Source organism: Streptomyces sp. enrichment culture, assembly GCF_964272855.1.
GTDB lineage: Bacteria > Actinomycetota > Actinomycetes > Streptomycetales > Streptomycetaceae > Streptomyces.
The window spans coordinates 5,290,472-5,306,022 of the sequence record NZ_OZ186847.1; the positions used below are offsets into that span (position 1 = coordinate 5,290,472).

General features: G+C 72.4%; 16 protein-coding genes and 2 pseudogenes. 12 read left to right on the forward strand and 6 right to left on the reverse strand.

Annotated features, from left to right (window positions below; genetic code table 11):
- Positions 1 to 7 precede the first annotated feature (7 nt).
- The 3 genes from ACSU6L_RS23260 to ACSU6L_RS23270 all read right to left on the reverse strand — a co-directional run bounded on the left by ACSU6L_RS23260 (position 8) and on the right by ACSU6L_RS23270 (position 2,606).
- Positions 8 to 1,003 (reverse strand): DNA cytosine methyltransferase, encoded by a 996-nt coding sequence (locus tag ACSU6L_RS23260; protein ID WP_437059677.1) that lies wholly within the window; start codon positions 1,001 to 1,003, stop codon positions 8 to 10.
- The gene (locus ACSU6L_RS23265) at positions 1,000 to 1,401 is read right to left on the reverse strand and encodes a very short patch repair endonuclease (RefSeq protein WP_437059679.1); all 402 of its coding nucleotides are present in this window, start codon (positions 1,399 to 1,401) and stop codon (positions 1,000 to 1,002) included. Before ACSU6L_RS23265 ends, ACSU6L_RS23260 begins: the two co-directional genes overlap by 4 nt.
- 188 nt (positions 1,402 to 1,589) lie before the next feature.
- Positions 1,590 to 2,606, reverse strand: coding sequence for a hypothetical protein (locus ACSU6L_RS23270; protein ID WP_437059681.1), 1,017 nt, complete (start codon positions 2,604 to 2,606; stop codon positions 1,590 to 1,592).
- Between the two features lie 324 nt (positions 2,607 to 2,930).
- Here ACSU6L_RS23270 and ACSU6L_RS23275 point away from each other — a divergent pair, with 324 nt between their 5' ends.
- The 4 genes from ACSU6L_RS23275 (at position 2,931) to ACSU6L_RS23290 (ending at position 5,919) form a co-directional block, all read left to right on the forward strand.
- A complete protein-coding gene (locus ACSU6L_RS23275; RefSeq protein ID WP_437059683.1) occupies positions 2,931 to 3,614 on the forward strand; it encodes a DUF899 family protein in 684 nt (227 codons plus the stop codon).
- 142 nt (positions 3,615 to 3,756) lie between these two features.
- A complete protein-coding gene (locus ACSU6L_RS23280) occupies positions 3,757 to 4,068 on the forward strand; it encodes a DUF6412 domain-containing protein (RefSeq protein WP_365510869.1) in 312 nt (103 codons plus the stop codon).
- Between the two features lie 124 nt (positions 4,069 to 4,192).
- Entirely contained in the window at positions 4,193 to 4,912 is a 720-nt protein-coding gene (locus tag ACSU6L_RS23285) for a YidC/Oxa1 family membrane protein insertase (RefSeq protein WP_437059685.1), read from the forward strand.
- Between the two features lie 149 nt (positions 4,913 to 5,061).
- A complete protein-coding gene (locus ACSU6L_RS23290) occupies positions 5,062 to 5,919 on the forward strand; it encodes a fumarylacetoacetate hydrolase family protein (protein WP_073938927.1) in 858 nt (285 codons plus the stop codon).
- Between the two features lie 14 nt (positions 5,920 to 5,933).
- On the opposite strand, the gene ACSU6L_RS23295 is transcribed toward ACSU6L_RS23290, so the two are convergent.
- The 3 genes from ACSU6L_RS23295 to ACSU6L_RS23305 form a co-directional block, all read right to left on the reverse strand.
- Positions 5,934 to 6,809: an LLM class F420-dependent oxidoreductase gene (locus ACSU6L_RS23295; RefSeq protein WP_437059688.1), complete on the reverse strand. Its 876-nt coding sequence runs from the start codon at positions 6,807 to 6,809 to the stop codon at positions 5,934 to 5,936.
- 98 nt (positions 6,810 to 6,907) lie between these two features.
- Positions 6,908 to 7,393 (reverse strand): heme-degrading domain-containing protein, encoded by a 486-nt coding sequence (locus tag ACSU6L_RS23300; protein WP_437065018.1) that lies wholly within the window; start codon positions 7,391 to 7,393, stop codon positions 6,908 to 6,910.
- A gap of 38 nt (positions 7,394 to 7,431) precedes the next feature.
- The gene (locus ACSU6L_RS23305) at positions 7,432 to 8,511 is read right to left on the reverse strand and encodes a Gfo/Idh/MocA family protein (RefSeq protein ID WP_437059690.1); all 1,080 of its coding nucleotides are present in this window, start codon (positions 8,509 to 8,511) and stop codon (positions 7,432 to 7,434) included.
- A 47-nt stretch (positions 8,512 to 8,558) separates the two neighbouring features.
- Here ACSU6L_RS23305 and ACSU6L_RS23310 point away from each other — a divergent pair, with 47 nt between their 5' ends.
- The 8 genes and pseudogenes from ACSU6L_RS23310 (at position 8,559) to ACSU6L_RS23345 (ending at position 15,515) form a co-directional block, all read left to right on the forward strand.
- Positions 8,559 to 9,776, forward strand: a complete 1,218-nt coding sequence (locus ACSU6L_RS23310) for an ROK family protein (protein WP_437059692.1) — start codon at positions 8,559 to 8,561, stop codon at positions 9,774 to 9,776.
- A gap of 247 nt (positions 9,777 to 10,023) precedes the next feature.
- Positions 10,024 to 10,923, forward strand: a complete 900-nt coding sequence (locus tag ACSU6L_RS23315; protein ID WP_437059694.1) for a hypothetical protein — start codon at positions 10,024 to 10,026, stop codon at positions 10,921 to 10,923.
- Positions 10,924 to 11,002: 79 nt separating this feature from the next.
- Positions 11,003 to 11,167, forward strand: a pseudogene (locus ACSU6L_RS23320) (GntR family transcriptional regulator); the annotation flags it as partial.
- A 3-nt stretch (positions 11,168 to 11,170) separates the two neighbouring features.
- Positions 11,171 to 11,971, forward strand: a pseudogene (locus ACSU6L_RS23325) (ABC transporter ATP-binding protein); the annotation flags it as partial.
- 142 nt (positions 11,972 to 12,113) lie between these two features.
- A complete protein-coding gene (locus ACSU6L_RS23330) occupies positions 12,114 to 12,893 on the forward strand; it encodes an HAD-IIA family hydrolase (RefSeq protein WP_073938929.1) in 780 nt (259 codons plus the stop codon).
- A gap of 144 nt (positions 12,894 to 13,037) precedes the next feature.
- Entirely contained in the window at positions 13,038 to 13,745 is a 708-nt protein-coding gene (locus ACSU6L_RS23335) for a hypothetical protein (protein ID WP_437059696.1), read from the forward strand.
- 8 nt (positions 13,746 to 13,753) lie between these two features.
- Entirely contained in the window at positions 13,754 to 14,419 is a 666-nt protein-coding gene (locus ACSU6L_RS23340) for a class F sortase (protein ID WP_437065019.1), read from the forward strand.
- Positions 14,420 to 14,483: 64 nt separating this feature from the next.
- Positions 14,484 to 15,515 carry a glycoside hydrolase family 6 protein gene (locus ACSU6L_RS23345; protein WP_437059698.1) on the forward strand — a complete coding sequence of 344 codons (1,032 nt, stop codon included), beginning with the start codon at positions 14,484 to 14,486 and terminating at the stop codon, positions 15,513 to 15,515.
- Positions 15,516 to 15,551 lie beyond the last annotated feature (36 nt).

The following is a 15,551-nucleotide window of genomic DNA, read 5'->3' on the forward strand; positions in this document are numbered from 1 at the left end:
CGGAAGTCTAGCCGGCGGCGGGCACTACCCGGGCGCCGTCCAGCGCTTCGGCCACCGCCCGCCCAAGCGCCTCCCCGACCGGCGGCGGTGTCGCATGTCCCACCTGACGGTACCGTGCGGTCTTGAGCCCGGCGATCTCCCATGCCCCGGGGAAGCTCTGCAGCAACGCCGCTTGCTCGACTGTGATTTTCACCATTCCGCCCCTGCCGAGCTCGGGGTCCCACACGAACTCCGGGCCGGGAACCTCGTTGCCCACGGTGTGCGCGTCGACGCCCATGGTGGCCCACTTCCGCTTGGCCCCGGTCGGGCCCAGGTCGGCGCCGCCTCTGTTCTTCGAGCCACCGACCAGTGTGGGAGCCGGCTGATCGGCCTGGGCGGCCCAGCGGGCGGCGTCCGGCCAGCCGCGCGACGCCATGCTCGCGACCAGCGCGTCACCGACCGTCCTCGGCTCGCGGGTCGTGGGTGCCGGCGGCCGGAATGCCTCGGCTCGATTTCGTTCGACGGCCACCAGCACACCCTGCTTGCGGTTCTGAGGTACGCCGAAATCGACGGCGTTGACGACGAACCAACTGAACTCGTAACCCAGGTGAGTCAGTTCGGCGTGGGCGAAATCACGGAACGGCTGGTACTCGTCCGCGTGAGCGAGCCCGGGAACGTTTTCGATGAGCACTGCCCGGGGCCGGATCGCGTGGACGAGGTAGACGGTGGCCTCCAGCAGCCGCTCCTCCACACGCGAATCCGTCCGTCCGACGGTCGCGCTCGACTTGACCCGAGGCAGCCCCGCGGCCAACAGATCCACGTCGTAGCTCTCGGGGTGTTCGCTCGGATCGAAGTCGAGAAGATCCGCCTGGAGCACCTTCCATTGCGGACGGTTCTTGCGGAGGGTCCGGCAGGCGGCGTCGTCCTCGTCGAGCAGCAGACGCGGCTCGAAGCCCGCCCGCTCCAACCCCAGGGCGAGCCCACCCGCTCCCGAGCACACGTCGACAAAGGTCAGCCCGCTCAACGATTCCTCCCCCGTGTCTGTTCGCTTCTGCGCCGTGCGACCGCGGCGGCGACGCGCAGAGCGACATCCTCCGGTGCCTCATGCTCCCAGAAGCGCAGCACTTCCCAGCCGGCGGACCTGAGGTGCTCGGTCGTCTCCGCGTCGCGGGCCATGTTGCGGTCCAGCTTCTGCCGCCACCACTCGGCGTTCGACCTCGGCTGCGTGGCGTGCTCGGGGCATCCGTGCCAGAAGCAGCCGTCGATCAGGACGGCCACCTTGACGGAGGTGAAAGCCACGTCAATCCGGCGGCGGGCCATGCCCGGCACCGGGTACTCCACGCGGTAGCGCAGCCCGGCCGCGTGGAGCAGACGACGAACGGCCAGCTCGCAGGCCGTGTCCTTGCTGGCTTGCCTGCTCATGCGTGCCGAGACGGCGGGCGACAATGGCTTCATACTGCTCAAGGCGCCTGGTGCCTCACGATTCTGGCTCGGTTCGATTGGTCGCCGAATCAGCGATGCCCCGATCGAGCCGCTGGGCTCCACTGTGTCGCCAATTCCAACATGGGCACGATCCATGCCGTAGTGGAGTGTGTTCTGCAGGACGGTTCTCAGGCCTCGGCACCGTGACACTCCCCATAAACCCGCCCCACCCCACACCAACACTCAGCCCCCCGCTGCGGCGGCCAGGCAACCGCCCGCCCCCTGGCCGCCAGCGTCGTCGCGTACTGGGGCAGCAGTGTCGGGTCCGACGGGGACGAGCCCTCCGATGCGGCGAAGGCCTCGTAGGACGGGACCGTGCCGGTGACGATGCCCAGGTTGGGGGTGCCGGAGAGGGCGAGTTCGCGTAGGGCGGACTCTATGGTCGCCAGGTGTTCGTCGTAGGAGGGGTACTCGGCGGACAGGGTCGGGTAGTCGGCCACCAGTTCCGCCAGTTCGTTCGCCGGCCAGTGGAGGATCGCGACCGGGAACGGGCGGGAGAGGGCCTCGCGGTAGGCACCGAGTTCTGCTTGGAGGCGGGAGATCTCCGCCTGGAGTTCCGCGGGGTTCTCCGAGCCGAGGGACCAGACGCGCTTGGGGTCGTGGAGTTCGTCGAGGGAGACGGGGAGGGAGTGGAGGGTGTCCGCGAGGGTGTCCCAGTCGTCGTGGGGGAGGCCCTGCATGCGGCGGACGCGGTGGCGGGTGAAGAGGAGGGGGTGGGTGGAGTACGGGGGTTCCGTGCCGGGCGGCAGCAGCAGGGTCGCCGCCTCCGTCAGGGCTTCCTGCGCCGCTTCCAGCTCGTCGTGGGACTCCAGGGCCTCCGCGACGATCACCCAGGGGGCCGGGTCGCGCGGCGCGGCCACCCTGATTCCCTCGATGATCGCGCGGGCCTCCGCCTCGTGGCCGTACTCCCAGAGGTTCGCGGCCTTCAGGGCCCGGACCAGGTGGGGGTGCTCCAGGGCGGCCGGGGCCGAGAGCAGGCGGTCGTAGAGCGCGGAGGCCGTGGGGCGGTCGCCGGCCAGTTCGCGGTGGGCCGCGGCGCGCAGGAGAAGGGCTTCGGCGTCCTCGGGATACAGGCCTGCGGTTCGCTCCAGGCGGGCCGCTTCGGCGTGGTGGTCGACGTTTTCGGCGGGCGTGTCGGGGCGCATGGGTGACACCGTACTGCCCGGAACCGACAAGGGTGAGATATCTGCAGGTCGAGGCTGCGCCGACGGATTCAGGGCAGGGCTGTCCGCGCTGTCCCGTCTCGGATGGATCTGGCCCCGGCCTGGTCCAGTTCCGGTTCCAATACACGAGGTCGGCCTCCTCCGTTTCCTCGGTCCGCTCGCGGATCAGTGGGCAGCGCCGGACTTCGGCTCGACTGTCGGCGGATCGTGGAGCGCCATAGACTCGGGGAGGCGGTTCGGGACGCGGGGCTGAGTGTTCCTGCTCCGGGCCGGGGAACGGGGGGACGGCCACCCCAGGAGGACGCGATGTTGCGGCACACCAGACTGGCCGCCGAATCGTCGGACTACCTCGACGCCCGCGAGCAGCTGCGCCTGGCGGAGATCGAGCTCATGCGCCACCGCGAGAAGGTCGCGGCCCAGCGGCGGGCGCTCCCCCCGGGGCCACCTGTCGACGACTACGTCTTCATCGAGGGGCCAGCCGACCTGGACGCCGGCGACACACCGGTCCGCGAGGTCGCTCTGAGCGAGTTGTTCACCGCCACGGACCGTCCGCTGATCGTCTACCACTTCATGTACGGCAAGCGGCAGACCGACCCCTGCCCGATGTGCACCCTCTGGATCGACGGCTTCAACGGGGTCGCCCACCACGTCGCCCGCAACGCCGACTTCGTCATCGCCGCGGCAGCCGACCTGCCCACCCTCCGGCAGCACGGCCGCAACCGGGGCTGGCACCGGCTACGGCTCCTGAGCTGCGGCGACAGTACGTTCAAGTACGACCTGGGCAGCGAGGACGAGGACGGCGAACAGGACTCCACCGTCTCCGTCTTCACGCGCGACGGCGACGGCACGGTCCGCCATTCCTATTCCGCCCATCCGCGCATGGCGGACGACATCGGCGAGCGCGGTATCGACCTCCTGGCCCCCGTCTGGCACCTCCTCGACCTGACCCCGCAGGGCCGCGGCGACTGGTACCCGAGCCTCGGGTACTGACCAGCGACGACCGGACCGGTGGGGCCGCCGGCGCCAAGCGTCCGCACGAGCCGGAACCTTCTGATCGTCTCGGACGTCCTCATCTACGTACCGGTCCTCATCTACGTACCGGTCCGCGCGACGTCGAAAGGAGGAGCCGCCCATGTTCCAGGCCCGGACGAATCTGCGTCCCGTCGCCGTGCTGCTCTTCCTCTTCCTCGAAGTGGTGCTGCTCGACGCGGGCAGCCTCTCGGCGACCGTCGCGCTCGCCGCGACCGCCGCTGCCGGGTCCGCGCTGGCCGTCTGTTCGCTGATCGCCGCCCGCAGCGCGCCCGCCGTGCCGCCTACCCGGGTGCGGACCGCGATACGGGACCGGGACAGACGTACGGCGTTCCTGCCGCAACGTGATCCCGACGCCCGGGGGCGTAGGCGTCCCCGAGCGCCCGGGTGTGCCCTCCCGGCGACCTTCGCGTAGGGCAGCGGGCAGCGTAGGGCAGGCAGCACAGCACTCGTACCACCCTCCTGACCCCTGCGTGTGGGTCGTCATGCCGCTGTATTCCGCCCCGGCACGACGAGACCCCCGGAGGGCTCACCCACCCATGTCCGTTTTCGCCAACCTGGTCGAGCGGCTCGCCGACCTGCTTCAGCCGCTGTTCCACGGCTCCGCGGCAGCCGCCGCGATCGTCCTGTTCACCGCGTTCGTACGGCTGCTGGTGCATCCGCTGTCGCGGGCCGCCGCGCGTGGGCAGAAGGCCCGGACCCGGCTCCAGCCGCAGATCGCCGAGCTGCGGAAGCGGTACCGCAAGGACCCTGAGCGGCTGCAGCGGGCCGTGCTGGAGCTGCACCAGAAGGAGAAGGTGTCTCCGCTGGCCGGGTGTCTGCCCGGGCTGCTGCAGCTGCCTGCCTTCTTCCTGCTCTACCACCTCTTCTCCAGTTCGGAGATCGGCGGCGGCCCCAATGGGCTGCTGTCGCACCAGCTGCTGGCCGCGCCGCTCGGGGGCCGGTGGTTCGACGCCCTCGAGACCGGCGGCGTCTTCGGTGACGCGGGGCTCGTGTACGCCGGGCTGTTTCTCCTGGTCACCGCCGTCGCCGCGTTCAACTACCGACGTACGAAGATCATGATGGCCGCCAATCCCATGGCGCCGGTGGCCGCGGGCGACGGGCAGCAGGTGCCCGGGATCGGGGCGGTCACCAAGGTCATGCCGTTCATGTCGTTCTTCACGATCGTCACCGTGGCCGTCGTGCCGCTCGCCGCCGCGCTGTACGTCGTCACCAGCACGACCTGGAGTGCCGTCGAGCGAGCCGTGCTCTACCGCTGACGCCGAGGCGTGCGCCGGTCCAGTACGTGAACGGGGTATTGCGGACTGGACCTGCACCTTGGAGGATCGGCCAAGTCCTCCGATGGCTGCGAGCCGCCGCACCCGGTCGTCGTCTCGGCGGGCTGCCGCGATCGAGGGAGATTGTGATCATGAAGCTGCTGCGAGTCGGTACGGCCGGGGCAGAGCGGCCCGCGCTGCTCGACGCCGAGGGCACCCTGCGGGACCTGTCGGGTGTCGTGCCGGACATCGACGGCGCCCTGCTCGCCGACGACGCGGCGATGGGCCGTGTACGGGCCGCCGCCGACGCGGGGAACCTGCCGGTGCTGGACGCGGCCGGGGTGCGGATCGGGGCGCCGGTCGGCGGGATCGGCAAGGTCGTGTGCATCGGCCTGAACTACCACGACCACGCCCGCGAGACCGGAGCCGAGCCGCCGGCCGAGCCGGTCGTCTTCCTGAAGGCCGCGGACACCGTGGTCGGCCCGAACGACACCGTGCTGGTGCCGCGCGGCTCGACGCGGACCGACTGGGAGGTCGAGCTGGCGGTCGTCGTCGGACGTACGGCGCGGTACCTGGACTCCGCGGAGGACGGGCTCGCGCATGTCGCGGGCTACGCGGTGGCGCACGACGTGTCCGAGCGGGAGTACCAGATGGACCGCGGCGGGACCTGGGACAAGGGGAAGAACTGCGAGACGTTCAACCCGCTCGGGCCCTGGCTGGTGACGGCCGACGAGGTGCCCGACCCGCAGAAGCTCGGGCTGAAACTGTGGGTCAACGGGGAGCTGAAGCAGGACGGGACGACCGCCGAGCAGATCTTCTCCGTGGGTGAGGTCGTGCGCTACCTGTCGCACTTCATGACCCTCTACCCCGGTGACGTCATCAACACCGGCACGCCCGCCGGAGTGGCCTTCGGGCAGCCCGAGCCCAAGCCCTATCTCCGGCCCGGTGACGTGGTCGAGCTGGAGGTCGAGGGGCTTGGGCGGCAGCGGCAGGAGCTGAAGGGGGCGTAGAGGGCGTAGGGGCTTCACGCCAGCAGGGACGCCAGCTTCCTCCACTCCTCCCTCGGGAGGGTTTCCCTGTCCGCGCCGTCGATCACCTGGAGCGCCACGTGGTCCGCGCCCGCTTCGACGAACGCGTCGATCCGGGCGCGGACGTCCTTCTCCTCGCCCCATGCGAACAGCGCGTCGATCAGCCGGTCGCTGCCGCCGTCCGCCAGGTCGTCCTCCGTGAAGCCGAGGCGGAGGAAGCTGTTGGTGTAGTTGGAGAGAGTGAGGTAGTAGCCGAGGGCTTCCCGGGCCAGGGTGCGGGCCCGCTCGGGGTCCGGCTCCAGGACGACCGCCAGCTCCGGTGCCAGCAGCGGCCCCTCGCCCAGGACCTCCCGCGCCCGCGCCGTGTGCTCCGGCGTCACCAGGTACGGGATCGCCCCCGCCGCCCGGTCGCGGGACAGCTCCAGGGTCTTCGGGCCGAGGGCCGCCAGGACCCGGCGCTCCGCCGGTACGCCCGCCTCGTCGAGCCCGTCCAGGTAGGCGACCAGCGACGAGTACGGCCGCCGGTACTGTTCCGTCCGCTGGGCGTGGCTCACTCCGAGCCCCAGGACGAAGCGGCCGGGGTGGGCGGCCTCCAGCTCGGCGAAGGAGGCGGCGCTGTCGGCGGCCTCGTACTGCCAGATGCTCTGGATGCTGGTGCCGAAGGTGAGCGTCGAGGTGGCAGCGAGCAGCGGCGCGGCGTTGCGGGCGGCACTGTTGCCGCCCAGCCAGACCGCGCCGTAGCCCAGCTCCTCCAGCTCGGCGGCGGCCTCGGCGAGTTCACCGGAGCGGGCCGGGTCCTCGGAGCGCAGGCCGACGCTCCAGACGCCGTACCGGCCGATCTGCTCCTTGAGAGGCTTCAGGGGCGTGCTCATGTGGATGGTCCCTCCGGCGTGCTGTGTCCTGTTACGGCTGTGCAACCGGAGGGGCCTGTCAGGTAATTCCCGGCCTGGGAAAAGCTCTTGAGGGTTCCTCAGATCTTCAGGAACTCCTCCAGCGCCTCCACCACCAGCCGGTGGTCCTGCAGCTGCGGCAGCCCGGACACCGTCACCGCGCCGATCACGCCGACGCCCTCGACGTTGATCGGGAAGGAGCCGCCGTGCGCGGCGTACTCGTCCGGGTCGAGCCGGGAGGACTCCTCGAACGTGGTGCCCTTGGCGCGGAAGCGGGCGCCGACCAGGTAGGACGCCGAGCCGTAGCGCTCCACCACCCGGCGCTTGCGGGCGATCCAGGCGTCGTTGTCGGGGGTGGAGCCGGCGAGCGCGGCGTGGAAGAGCTGCTGGCCCGCGCGGTGGATGTCGACGGCGATCGGGGCCTGGCGTTCCCGGGCCATCCGGACCAGGAGGGAGCCCAGCTCCCAGGCGTCGTCGTGGGTGAACTGGCGGAAGACCAGGCGGCGTTCCTGCGCCTCCAGTTCCTCGATGCTCGGGGTCAGCTCGGGGGCGATCTTCGGGGTCATCGCGGGCGTGCTGTGCGTGGTGTGCTTCTGCGGGTGCGTCACAGGGTCACCGTCACTCCGTCTCGGGTCGAACGGCGGGCCGCTTCCAGTACGTCGAGGGCGGCGGCCGCCTCCAGCGCGGTCACCGGGTTGGGGCCACCCCCCAGCAGGGCACGGGCGACGGCCGCGTAGTAGGCGGGGTAGTCGCCCGGCAGGGTGGGCTCGGGGCGGCCGCCGCCGGTCAGCGGGGACTCGCCGGAGCCGACGCGGCCCCACAGCGACTCGGGTTCCGTGCCCCAGCCGGCGCCGGGGCGCCGCCCCTCGCGCAGGGCCGCCTCCTGCGGGTCCAGGCCGTACTTCACATAGCCCGCCTGCGAGCCCAGGACGCGGAAGCGCGGGCCGAGTTGGGCGGTCGTCGCCGAGACGTACAGGTGGGAGCGCACACCGCTCGCGTGGGTGAGCGCGATGAAGGTGTCGTCGTCGGTCTCCGCGCCGGCGCGGCGGACGTCCGACTCGGCGTACACCTGGGTGGCGGGGCCGAACAGGGCCAGCGCCTGGTCGACGACGTGGCTGCCGAGGTCGTACAGCAGACCCCCGATCTCCGCGGGGTCGCCGGACTCCCGCCAGCCGCCCTTGAGCTGCGGGCGCCACCGCTCGAAACGGGACTCGAAGCGCCATACGTCGCCCAGTTCGCCGGCGTCGAGCAGCTTGCGGAGGGTCAGGAAGTCGTTGTCCCAGCGGCGGTTCTGGAAGACGGACAGCAGCAGACCGCGTTCGTCGGCGAGTGCGGCCAGTTCGCGGGCCTCGGCGGCGGTGCCCGCGACCGGCTTGTCGACGACGACCGGCAGACCGGCCTTCAGCGCGGTCGTCGCGAGCGGGACGTGCGTCTTGTTCGGGGACGCGATGACGATCAGGTCGAGCTCGTCGGCGCGCTCGAACAGTTCGTCCGGGGTGGCGGCGATCCGGACGCCCGGGTGTTCGGCGCGGGCCTGGTCCTGCCGCTCCGGGTTGGAGGTGACCACCGTGTCGAGGGCGAGGCCCTCGGTGGTGGAGATCAGCGGGGCGTGGAAGACGGAACCCGCGAGGCCGTAGCCGATGAGGCCCACGCGGAGAGGGGTGCCAGAGGTGCCTGTCGTCATGGCTCCACTTTCGCAACGCTGTTGCCAAAGTGCAAGCGGTGGGGAGAATGGGTGGGGTGAACAGGACGAACGCAGCGACGGAGGGCGCGGGCGCAAACCTGCTGGCGCTGCGCAGCCACAACACCGCCCTCGTGCTGGACCTGCTGCGCACGGCCGGCGAGGAGGGCATCAGCCGGCTGGAGCTGGCCGAGCGCACCGGGCTCACCCCGCAGGCCGTCAGCAAGATCACCGCCCGGCTGCGCGCCGACGGGCTGGCCGCGGAGGCCGGCCGCCGCGCCTCCACCGGCGGCAAGCCGCGCACCGTACTCCGGCTCGTGCCGGACGCGGGCCACGCGGTCGGCGTCCACCTGGACCGGGACGAGCTGCGGGCGGTGCTGGTGGATCTCACCGGGGCGGTGGTGGCGGAGCGTCGGGCTCCGCTGGACCTGGGGGCGGGGTCGGGGGCCGTCGTGGAGGGGGTGGCGCGGGAGGTCGCGGGGTTGCTGGGCGTGGCAGCCAGGGCTGTCGGGGCTACCGGGGCCGTCGGGGCTGCTGGGGCAGCTGGGGCAGCTGGGACCGCTGAGGCGGCTGGGGCTGCCACGGGGCCCGTCGCCGACGCCGTCCTCGGTGTCGGTGTCGCCCTCCCCGGGCCCCTCGACCACGCCCGCGGCGTACTGCACCGCGTCACCGGATTCCCCGAGTGGGACGGCTTTCCGCTGCGGGACGCGCTGGCGCGGCGGCTCGGCATGCCGGTCGTCGTCGACAAGGACACCAACGCGGCCGCGCTGGGGCTGGCGGTGGGGGAGCAGGCCGGTCCCGGGGTCGGGTCGTTCGCGTACCTCCACCTCGGTACGGGCCTGGGCGCCGGGCTGGTCATCGGCGGGGGCGTGCACCGGGGCGCGCGGACCGGCGCCGGGGAGTTCGGGCACCAGGTCGTCCAGCTCGACGGCCCGCCCTGCACCTGCGGCGGTCGCGGCTGCATCGAGGCCCTGTGCCTGGCCGCCGTGGCGGGCGGCGACCTCGACGAGGCGGCGCGGGTGCTCGGCGCGGGCGCCGCCAACCTCGTCGGGCTGCTGGACATCGACCTCGTGCTCCTCGGCGGCCGTACGATCGCCGCCGCGCCGGACGCCTTCGTACGCGGCGTCACCACCGTCCTCGACGCCCGCGCCCGGCGCGAGGGCACGCCCACCGTCCCCGTCCGGGTCGCCCCCGGCGGCGAGCGCGGCGTCGCCGAGGGCGCGGCCCAGCTGCTGCTGGCACCGCTGTTCGGGCGGGCGGAGGCCTGAGCTGGGCGGAAGCCGGTGCCCGCTGCCCGGTGCCGTGGTTGCCGTCGTTCCGGGGGCCGCCGCCCCCGGACCCCCGCTTCGGCCTGGACGGCCTCGTCCTCGATCGCCGGACGGGCTGTCGATCGTCCGGCGCCGAAAGGAAAACCCTCCGCTGATCGAAGAACCCTCCGCTGATCGAGCGGACTTCCCCCACCCACCCGGAGCGTCGCCCCGCTCTCCCCGCCCCACCCGGCATGGTCATGTGTTCATGGGACTGTTCACGAACTGTGCGAGACCGCGATCGCGCGACCTCGTCCCGCTCTGCCTCGCAGCGGCCGCAGCTCTTCTCGCCGTTCCGGCGCCGGCACACGCGGATCCGGACTCCGTGCCCGCCTGCGCGGCGCCGGACGCGAAGGCGTTCCCGCTGACCACCCGGATCCACGGCGGCCCCGGCACCTATGTCGCCGGCGGCGGGTACGCCACCTGGTACCTGGACCTGACCAACACCACGGACCGCGCCTGCACCGGCATCCACCCGGTGGTCGTCCTGGTCGACGAGGAGCGCGCCCTCACGCCCGCGCAGCCCCGCCTGGAGTTCTTCGACGTCCCCGGCGACGCCTCACGTGAGGGGCAGCCGCACCCGGTACGTTTCGAAGCCACCGACCGGGACGAGCTGGTCGGCGCCTTCGACGACGGCTTCCCGGGATTCACCGTCGCACCGGGCGGGACGCTGACGGTGAAGGTGCGTCTCGCGGTCACCTCCGACGCCGTGCCCAACCGGGTGACGGCCGCCGCCGCCGTCGTACAGCGCAGGGCGGACGACGGCGACTGGGTCGGACAGTCGAACGAATACCGCTTCACGATCGACTCCGACACCGGTGCCTCTACGGGCCGCAGCACCGGCCCCGAGGGCGAGGCCGAGGGGGAGACCGAGGCGGACTCCGGGACCGGGACCGACACCAGTAGGTCCCCCGGAACCGGTACGGACACCGGCACCTCCCGCGAGCCGGCGGCCACCGCGTCCCCCGGGCGCGGGGACACCACGTTCCCCGGGCGCCCGGAGGAGCTGGCCGCCACCGGCTTCCCCCCGATCGCCCGCGCAGCCTTCGCCGTCACCGCCCTGGTCCTCGCCGGCGCGGCGCTGATCGTCCTCCGCAGACGCCCGTAAGGCCGGTCCCACCCCCCAACCCCTCTGCCCGTCCCCACCTCCACCCCAGCCTGTAACCCCCGTCTGCGATGATCCCCCCGTGGACTACCCGAACGACCAGGCCCCAGGCGCCCCCGTCCGCTACGGCATCCCGGAGCACGGCCGCATCCCGAAGTACTACGCGGTCAAGGCGCGGCTCGACCGTCTCGTCGAGGAGCTGGACGAGGGCGCCCCGCTGCCCACGGAGCGGGATCTCGCCGAGCGCTAGCCCGGCGAGGTGATGGCCCTGCTCGGGCCGTCCGGATCCGGCAGGACCACCGCGCTGCGGGCGGTCGCCGGGTTCGTACGGCCCGTCTCGGGGCAGGTCTTCCTCGGCGACCGCGACGTCACCGACCTGCCGCCGCACCAGCGGGGCATCAGCATGGTCGTCCAGCAGTACGCCCTCTTCCCGCACCTGCGGGTGGAGGACAACGTCGCCTTCGGACTGAGGGCCCGCAAGGCGCCCAAGGTCCCCAGGGCCGAGATCCGCGCCCGCGTCACCGAGGCGCTGGAGACGACCGGCATGGCCGCCTACGCCCGCCGCTACCCGCGCGAGCTGTCCGGCGGCCAGCAGCAGCGGGTCGCCATCGCCCGCGCCCTCGCGATCCGCCCCGGCGTGCTGCTCCTGGACGAGCCGCTGTCCGCCCTCGACGCCCAGCTGCGCTCCGGCATGCTCGCCGAACTCGCCCGGCTGCACCGCGAACTGCCCGACATGTCGATCCTGTACGTCACCCACGACCAGATCGAGGCCCTCACCCTGGCCGACCGGATCGCCGTCATGGACCAGGCACGCCTCCAGGCCTGCGGCACCCCGCAGGAGCTGTACCGGGCGCCGGTGAACGAGTTCACCGCGTCCTTCGTCGGCAACGCCAACCTGCTCCCGGTGACCGTCGCCGCGAAGGGCGTCACCTTCGCCGGCACCGGCCTCGCGGTGGACACCGGCGACGCCGCCCCCGGCGCCCGCGCCACCCTGTGCGTCCGCCCGCACCTGGTCGGCCTGGGCGACGGCCCCAACGCCGTCACCGGATCGGCGACGGGCAGCTGAGCGGCCGGCACGGGTACCCGGTGATCGACGGGGTCGGACCCGGCCGGTCCTGACTAGGCTGGGGGCGTCGGTACGCCGTGGTTCCGGCGCCCCAGTACATCCGCACGTACGCCAGGAGTTGCAGCACATGGCAGACCGCAGGCCCATCGAGTCGTGGCTCACCGACATGGACGGCGTCCTGATCCACGAGGGCGTACCGATCCCCGGCGCCGACGCGTTCATCAAGAAGCTGCGCGACTCCGGCAAGCCGTTCCTGGTCCTCACCAACAACTCGATCTACACCCCGCGCGACCTGCACGCCCGGCTGAACCGCATGGGCCTGGAAGTGCCGATCGAGAACATCTGGACCTCGGCCCTGGCCACCGCCAAGTTCCTCGACGACCAGCGCCCCGGCGGCTCCGCCTACGTCATCGGCGAGGCCGGTCTGACCACCGCGCTGCACGACATCGGCTACATCCTCACCGACCACGAGCCGGACTACGTCGTCCTCGGCGAGACCCGCACGTACTCCTTCGAGGCCATGACCAAGGCGGTCCGCCTGATCAACGGCGGCGCCCGGTTCATCTGCACCAACCCCGACGAGACCGGCCCGTCCACCGAGGGACCGCTGCCCGCCACCGGCGCGGTCGCCGCGCTCATCACCAAGGCGACCGGCCGCAAGCCGTACTTCGCGGGCAAGCCGAACCCGCTGATGATGCGCACGGGCCTCAACGCGATCGGCGCCCACTCCGAGACCAGCGCGATGATCGGCGACCGCATGGACACCGACGTGCTCGCGGGCATCGAGGCCGGCATGCAGACGTTCCTCGTCCTCACCGGCCTGACCGCGCCGGAGCAGGTCGAGAACTTCCCGTACCGGCCGTCCAAGGTCGTGGACTCGATCGCGGATCTCGTGGACCGGGTCTAGGGGGTGTCTCGGGCGTGTCTCGGGCGAAAGCGAGGCCCTAAACCACCCGGGCGGTGAAGCTCACCCGTTCGGAGCAGTCCGGGCCTCGCTGAGGATGCGGGACCCGGTCCTGCGGGGGAGTCTCCAGGTGTCTGGAGGTTCACGATGAGTTCACTGCGACTCACTCTCAGTACCGGAGTCCTCGCTGCCGCCGCCGCGCTCACCCCGGCGGCGGCCCAGGCGGCGGACGGCGGCGGTGTGCAGGCCAGGCCCGCGTCACCCGCACCCGGCGGCGACATCGCGCTCCGGGTGCCCGGCTGCACCGGCAGGACCGGCACCGCCGTCTCGGACGCGTTCGTCAGCGACGCCCGCCTCACCGGCGCCGACGGCACCCTCAGCGGAGAGACCCGGGTCCGCTCGACGGCCCGGCCGGGCCCCTACGACGTCCGGATCAGCTGCGGCGACAAGTACCTGAGGACCCGCCTCACCGTCGGCGGCGGCACCATCGCCCACCCCGCCGCCCCCGCCTCACCGAGCGCGCCGGCCGACGAGGCCGCCGAAGCCGGCGAGGCCGCGGAGGTCAGCGGCACCGGCGAGGTCAGCGGCACCGGAGAGTTCAGCGGCGCCACCGAGGCCGGTGGCACCACCGAAGCCGCCCCCGCCCTGCCGACGGCCCTCGCCCTGCCCACGGCCCTCACCTCACCGACCGCCCCGGTCAGCGCGGGCGGCGGCGGGACCGCGCGGCTCTCTGCGGTGGACGCCGGCTCGACCGGCCCCAACGCCGCCCACGCGGTCACCGGACTGCTCCTCGCGGCCGGCGCCGCCGTGGTCGTCGTGGCCCGCGGCGCCCGCCGGAGCCGCAGGACGGACTGACCATGACCATGTCCGACCGGGAACCCTCCTCCGGCAGCGGGCGGCTCGTCATGGGCGTGGCCTGGGCGGTGCTGCTGCTCGGGCTGTGGCTGTGGGGCCGTGAGGTGACCGACGTACGGCACGGGATATCCGGGCCGAAGACCGGCGACATGGCGGCGGTCGGGCGTCCCCCCGACGTCCGGCTGCCGCCCGCCACCTCCCCGCTCGGCGCGGCGCGGCCCCAGCGCCTCGACATCCCCGGGCTCGGCATCACGGCGCCCGTGGTGGCGCGCGGCCTCGACGGCCAGGGCGCGGTCGACCCGCCGCCGTACGACCAGCCGGGCGTCGTCGGCTGGTACGCGGCGGGCACCGCCCCCGGCGCGGCCGGCACCGCCCTGCTGGTCGGTCATGTCGACACCGAGACCCGGCCGGCCGTCTTCTACAAGCTCAGCGCGCTGCGCGCCGGGCAGACGATCCGGGTGGTCCGCGCCGACGCCAAGGTCGCCGAGTTCACCGTCGACGACATCCAGGTCGTCAACCGGGACCGCTTCGACGCCCAACAGGCCTACGGGCCGCGCAAGGAGGGCCGCGCCGAACTCCGGCTGATCACCTGCGGCGGCAGCTTCGACCGGACCAGCCGCAGCTACACCGCCAACGTCATCGTCTCGGCCTACCTCACGGGAACGGGACTCTGACCCGGCTCGCCGACTTATGTCAGGATTGAACCCCGGTGGAACGGTGCACCCAAGGGGGAGTTGGATGTACGGCAGCAGGGGGGCGGCCGGAGCACGGGCGACCGCGGTGGTGCTGGGGGCGGCACTGCTGATCGCGGGATGCTCGTCCGGCGACAAGGACGATCCGGAGCCGGACGGCGGGGCCGGCGCCGAGATCACTCAACAGCCGAAGAACATCGCCCCGTTCTGGGTCAACCCGGACGGCAACGCGGCCGAGCAGGTCGCCGACTACCAGAAGGCCGGCAAGGACTCCGAGGCCGAGCAGATCCGCAAGATAGCGCAGCAGCCGACCGGCGAGTGGATCAGCCCGGAGAGCCCCGAGCAGGAGGCCCGCGGCTTCACCGAGGCCGCCGCGAAGGCCGACCGCACGGCCCTCCTCGTCCTCTACAACATCCCGCACCGCGACTGCGGTCAGTACTCCGGCGGCGGCGCCGCCGACGGAAACGCCTACCGGGCCTGGATCGACGGGGTCGCCCAGGGCATCGGCGACCGCGCGGCCACGGTCGTCCTGGAGCCGGACGCGGTCCTGCACCTGGTGGACGGCTGCACCCCGGGCGAGTTCCACGAGGAGCGCTACGACCTCCTCAAGTACGCCGTCGCCAAGCTGAAGTCCCTCAAGACCACCAAGGTCTACCTGGACGCGGGCAACGCCGGCTGGGGCCACCCCGACCAGATCTTCGATCCCCTCCAGCGAGCGGGCATCGCCGAGGCCGACGGCTTCTCGGTGAACGTCTCCAACTTCTACTCCACCGAGGAGTCCATCGCCTACGGCAAGGCCCTCTCCACGAAGGTCGGCGGCAAGCCCTTCGTCATCGACACCAGCCGCAACGGCAACGGCCCCTACACCGAGGGCAACCCCGACGAGCGCTGGTGCAACCCGCCGGGCCGGGCCCTCGGCGAAACCCCGACGACGAAGACCGCCGACCCTCTCGTGGACGCCTACCTGTGGGTCAAGCGCCCGGGAGAGTCGGACGGAGAGTGCAAGGGCGGCCCGAAGGCGGGCGAGTGGTGGCCGGCCTACGCCCTGAAACTGGCGCAGGGGTCAGACACCCCCTAGGGGCGCGGGGAACCGCGCGACCGGCCACACTCACCC

Excerpts from the sequence above, each read along its gene's own strand:
- ACSU6L_RS23265 (WP_437059679.1), bottom strand. The coding sequence starts at position 1,401 with ATGAGCAGGCAAGCCAGCAAGGACACGGCCTGCGAGCTGGCCGTTCGT.
- ACSU6L_RS23270 (WP_437059681.1), bottom strand. The coding sequence starts at position 2,606 with ATGCGCCCCGACACGCCCGCCGAAAACGTCGACCACCACGCCGAAGCG.
- ACSU6L_RS23275 (WP_437059683.1), top strand. The coding sequence starts at position 2,931 with ATGTTGCGGCACACCAGACTGGCCGCCGAATCGTCGGACTACCTCGAC.
- ACSU6L_RS23280 (WP_365510869.1), top strand. The coding sequence starts at position 3,757 with ATGTTCCAGGCCCGGACGAATCTGCGTCCCGTCGCCGTGCTGCTCTTC.
- ACSU6L_RS23285 (WP_437059685.1), top strand. The coding sequence starts at position 4,193 with ATGTCCGTTTTCGCCAACCTGGTCGAGCGGCTCGCCGACCTGCTTCAG.
- ACSU6L_RS23290 (WP_073938927.1), top strand. The coding sequence starts at position 5,062 with ATGAAGCTGCTGCGAGTCGGTACGGCCGGGGCAGAGCGGCCCGCGCTG.
- ACSU6L_RS23295 (WP_437059688.1), bottom strand. The coding sequence starts at position 6,809 with ATGAGCACGCCCCTGAAGCCTCTCAAGGAGCAGATCGGCCGGTACGGC.
- ACSU6L_RS23300 (WP_437065018.1), bottom strand. The coding sequence starts at position 7,393 with ATGACCCCGAAGATCGCCCCCGAGCTGACCCCGAGCATCGAGGAACTG.
- ACSU6L_RS23305 (WP_437059690.1), bottom strand. The coding sequence starts at position 8,511 with ATGACGACAGGCACCTCTGGCACCCCTCTCCGCGTGGGCCTCATCGGC.
- ACSU6L_RS23310 (WP_437059692.1), top strand. The coding sequence starts at position 8,559 with ATGGGTGGGGTGAACAGGACGAACGCAGCGACGGAGGGCGCGGGCGCA.
- ACSU6L_RS23315 (WP_437059694.1), top strand. The coding sequence starts at position 10,024 with ATGGGACTGTTCACGAACTGTGCGAGACCGCGATCGCGCGACCTCGTC.
- ACSU6L_RS23330 (WP_073938929.1), top strand. The coding sequence starts at position 12,114 with ATGGCAGACCGCAGGCCCATCGAGTCGTGGCTCACCGACATGGACGGC.
- ACSU6L_RS23335 (WP_437059696.1), top strand. The coding sequence starts at position 13,038 with ATGAGTTCACTGCGACTCACTCTCAGTACCGGAGTCCTCGCTGCCGCC.
- ACSU6L_RS23340 (WP_437065019.1), top strand. The coding sequence starts at position 13,754 with ATGTCCGACCGGGAACCCTCCTCCGGCAGCGGGCGGCTCGTCATGGGC.
- ACSU6L_RS23345 (WP_437059698.1), top strand. The coding sequence starts at position 14,484 with ATGTACGGCAGCAGGGGGGCGGCCGGAGCACGGGCGACCGCGGTGGTG.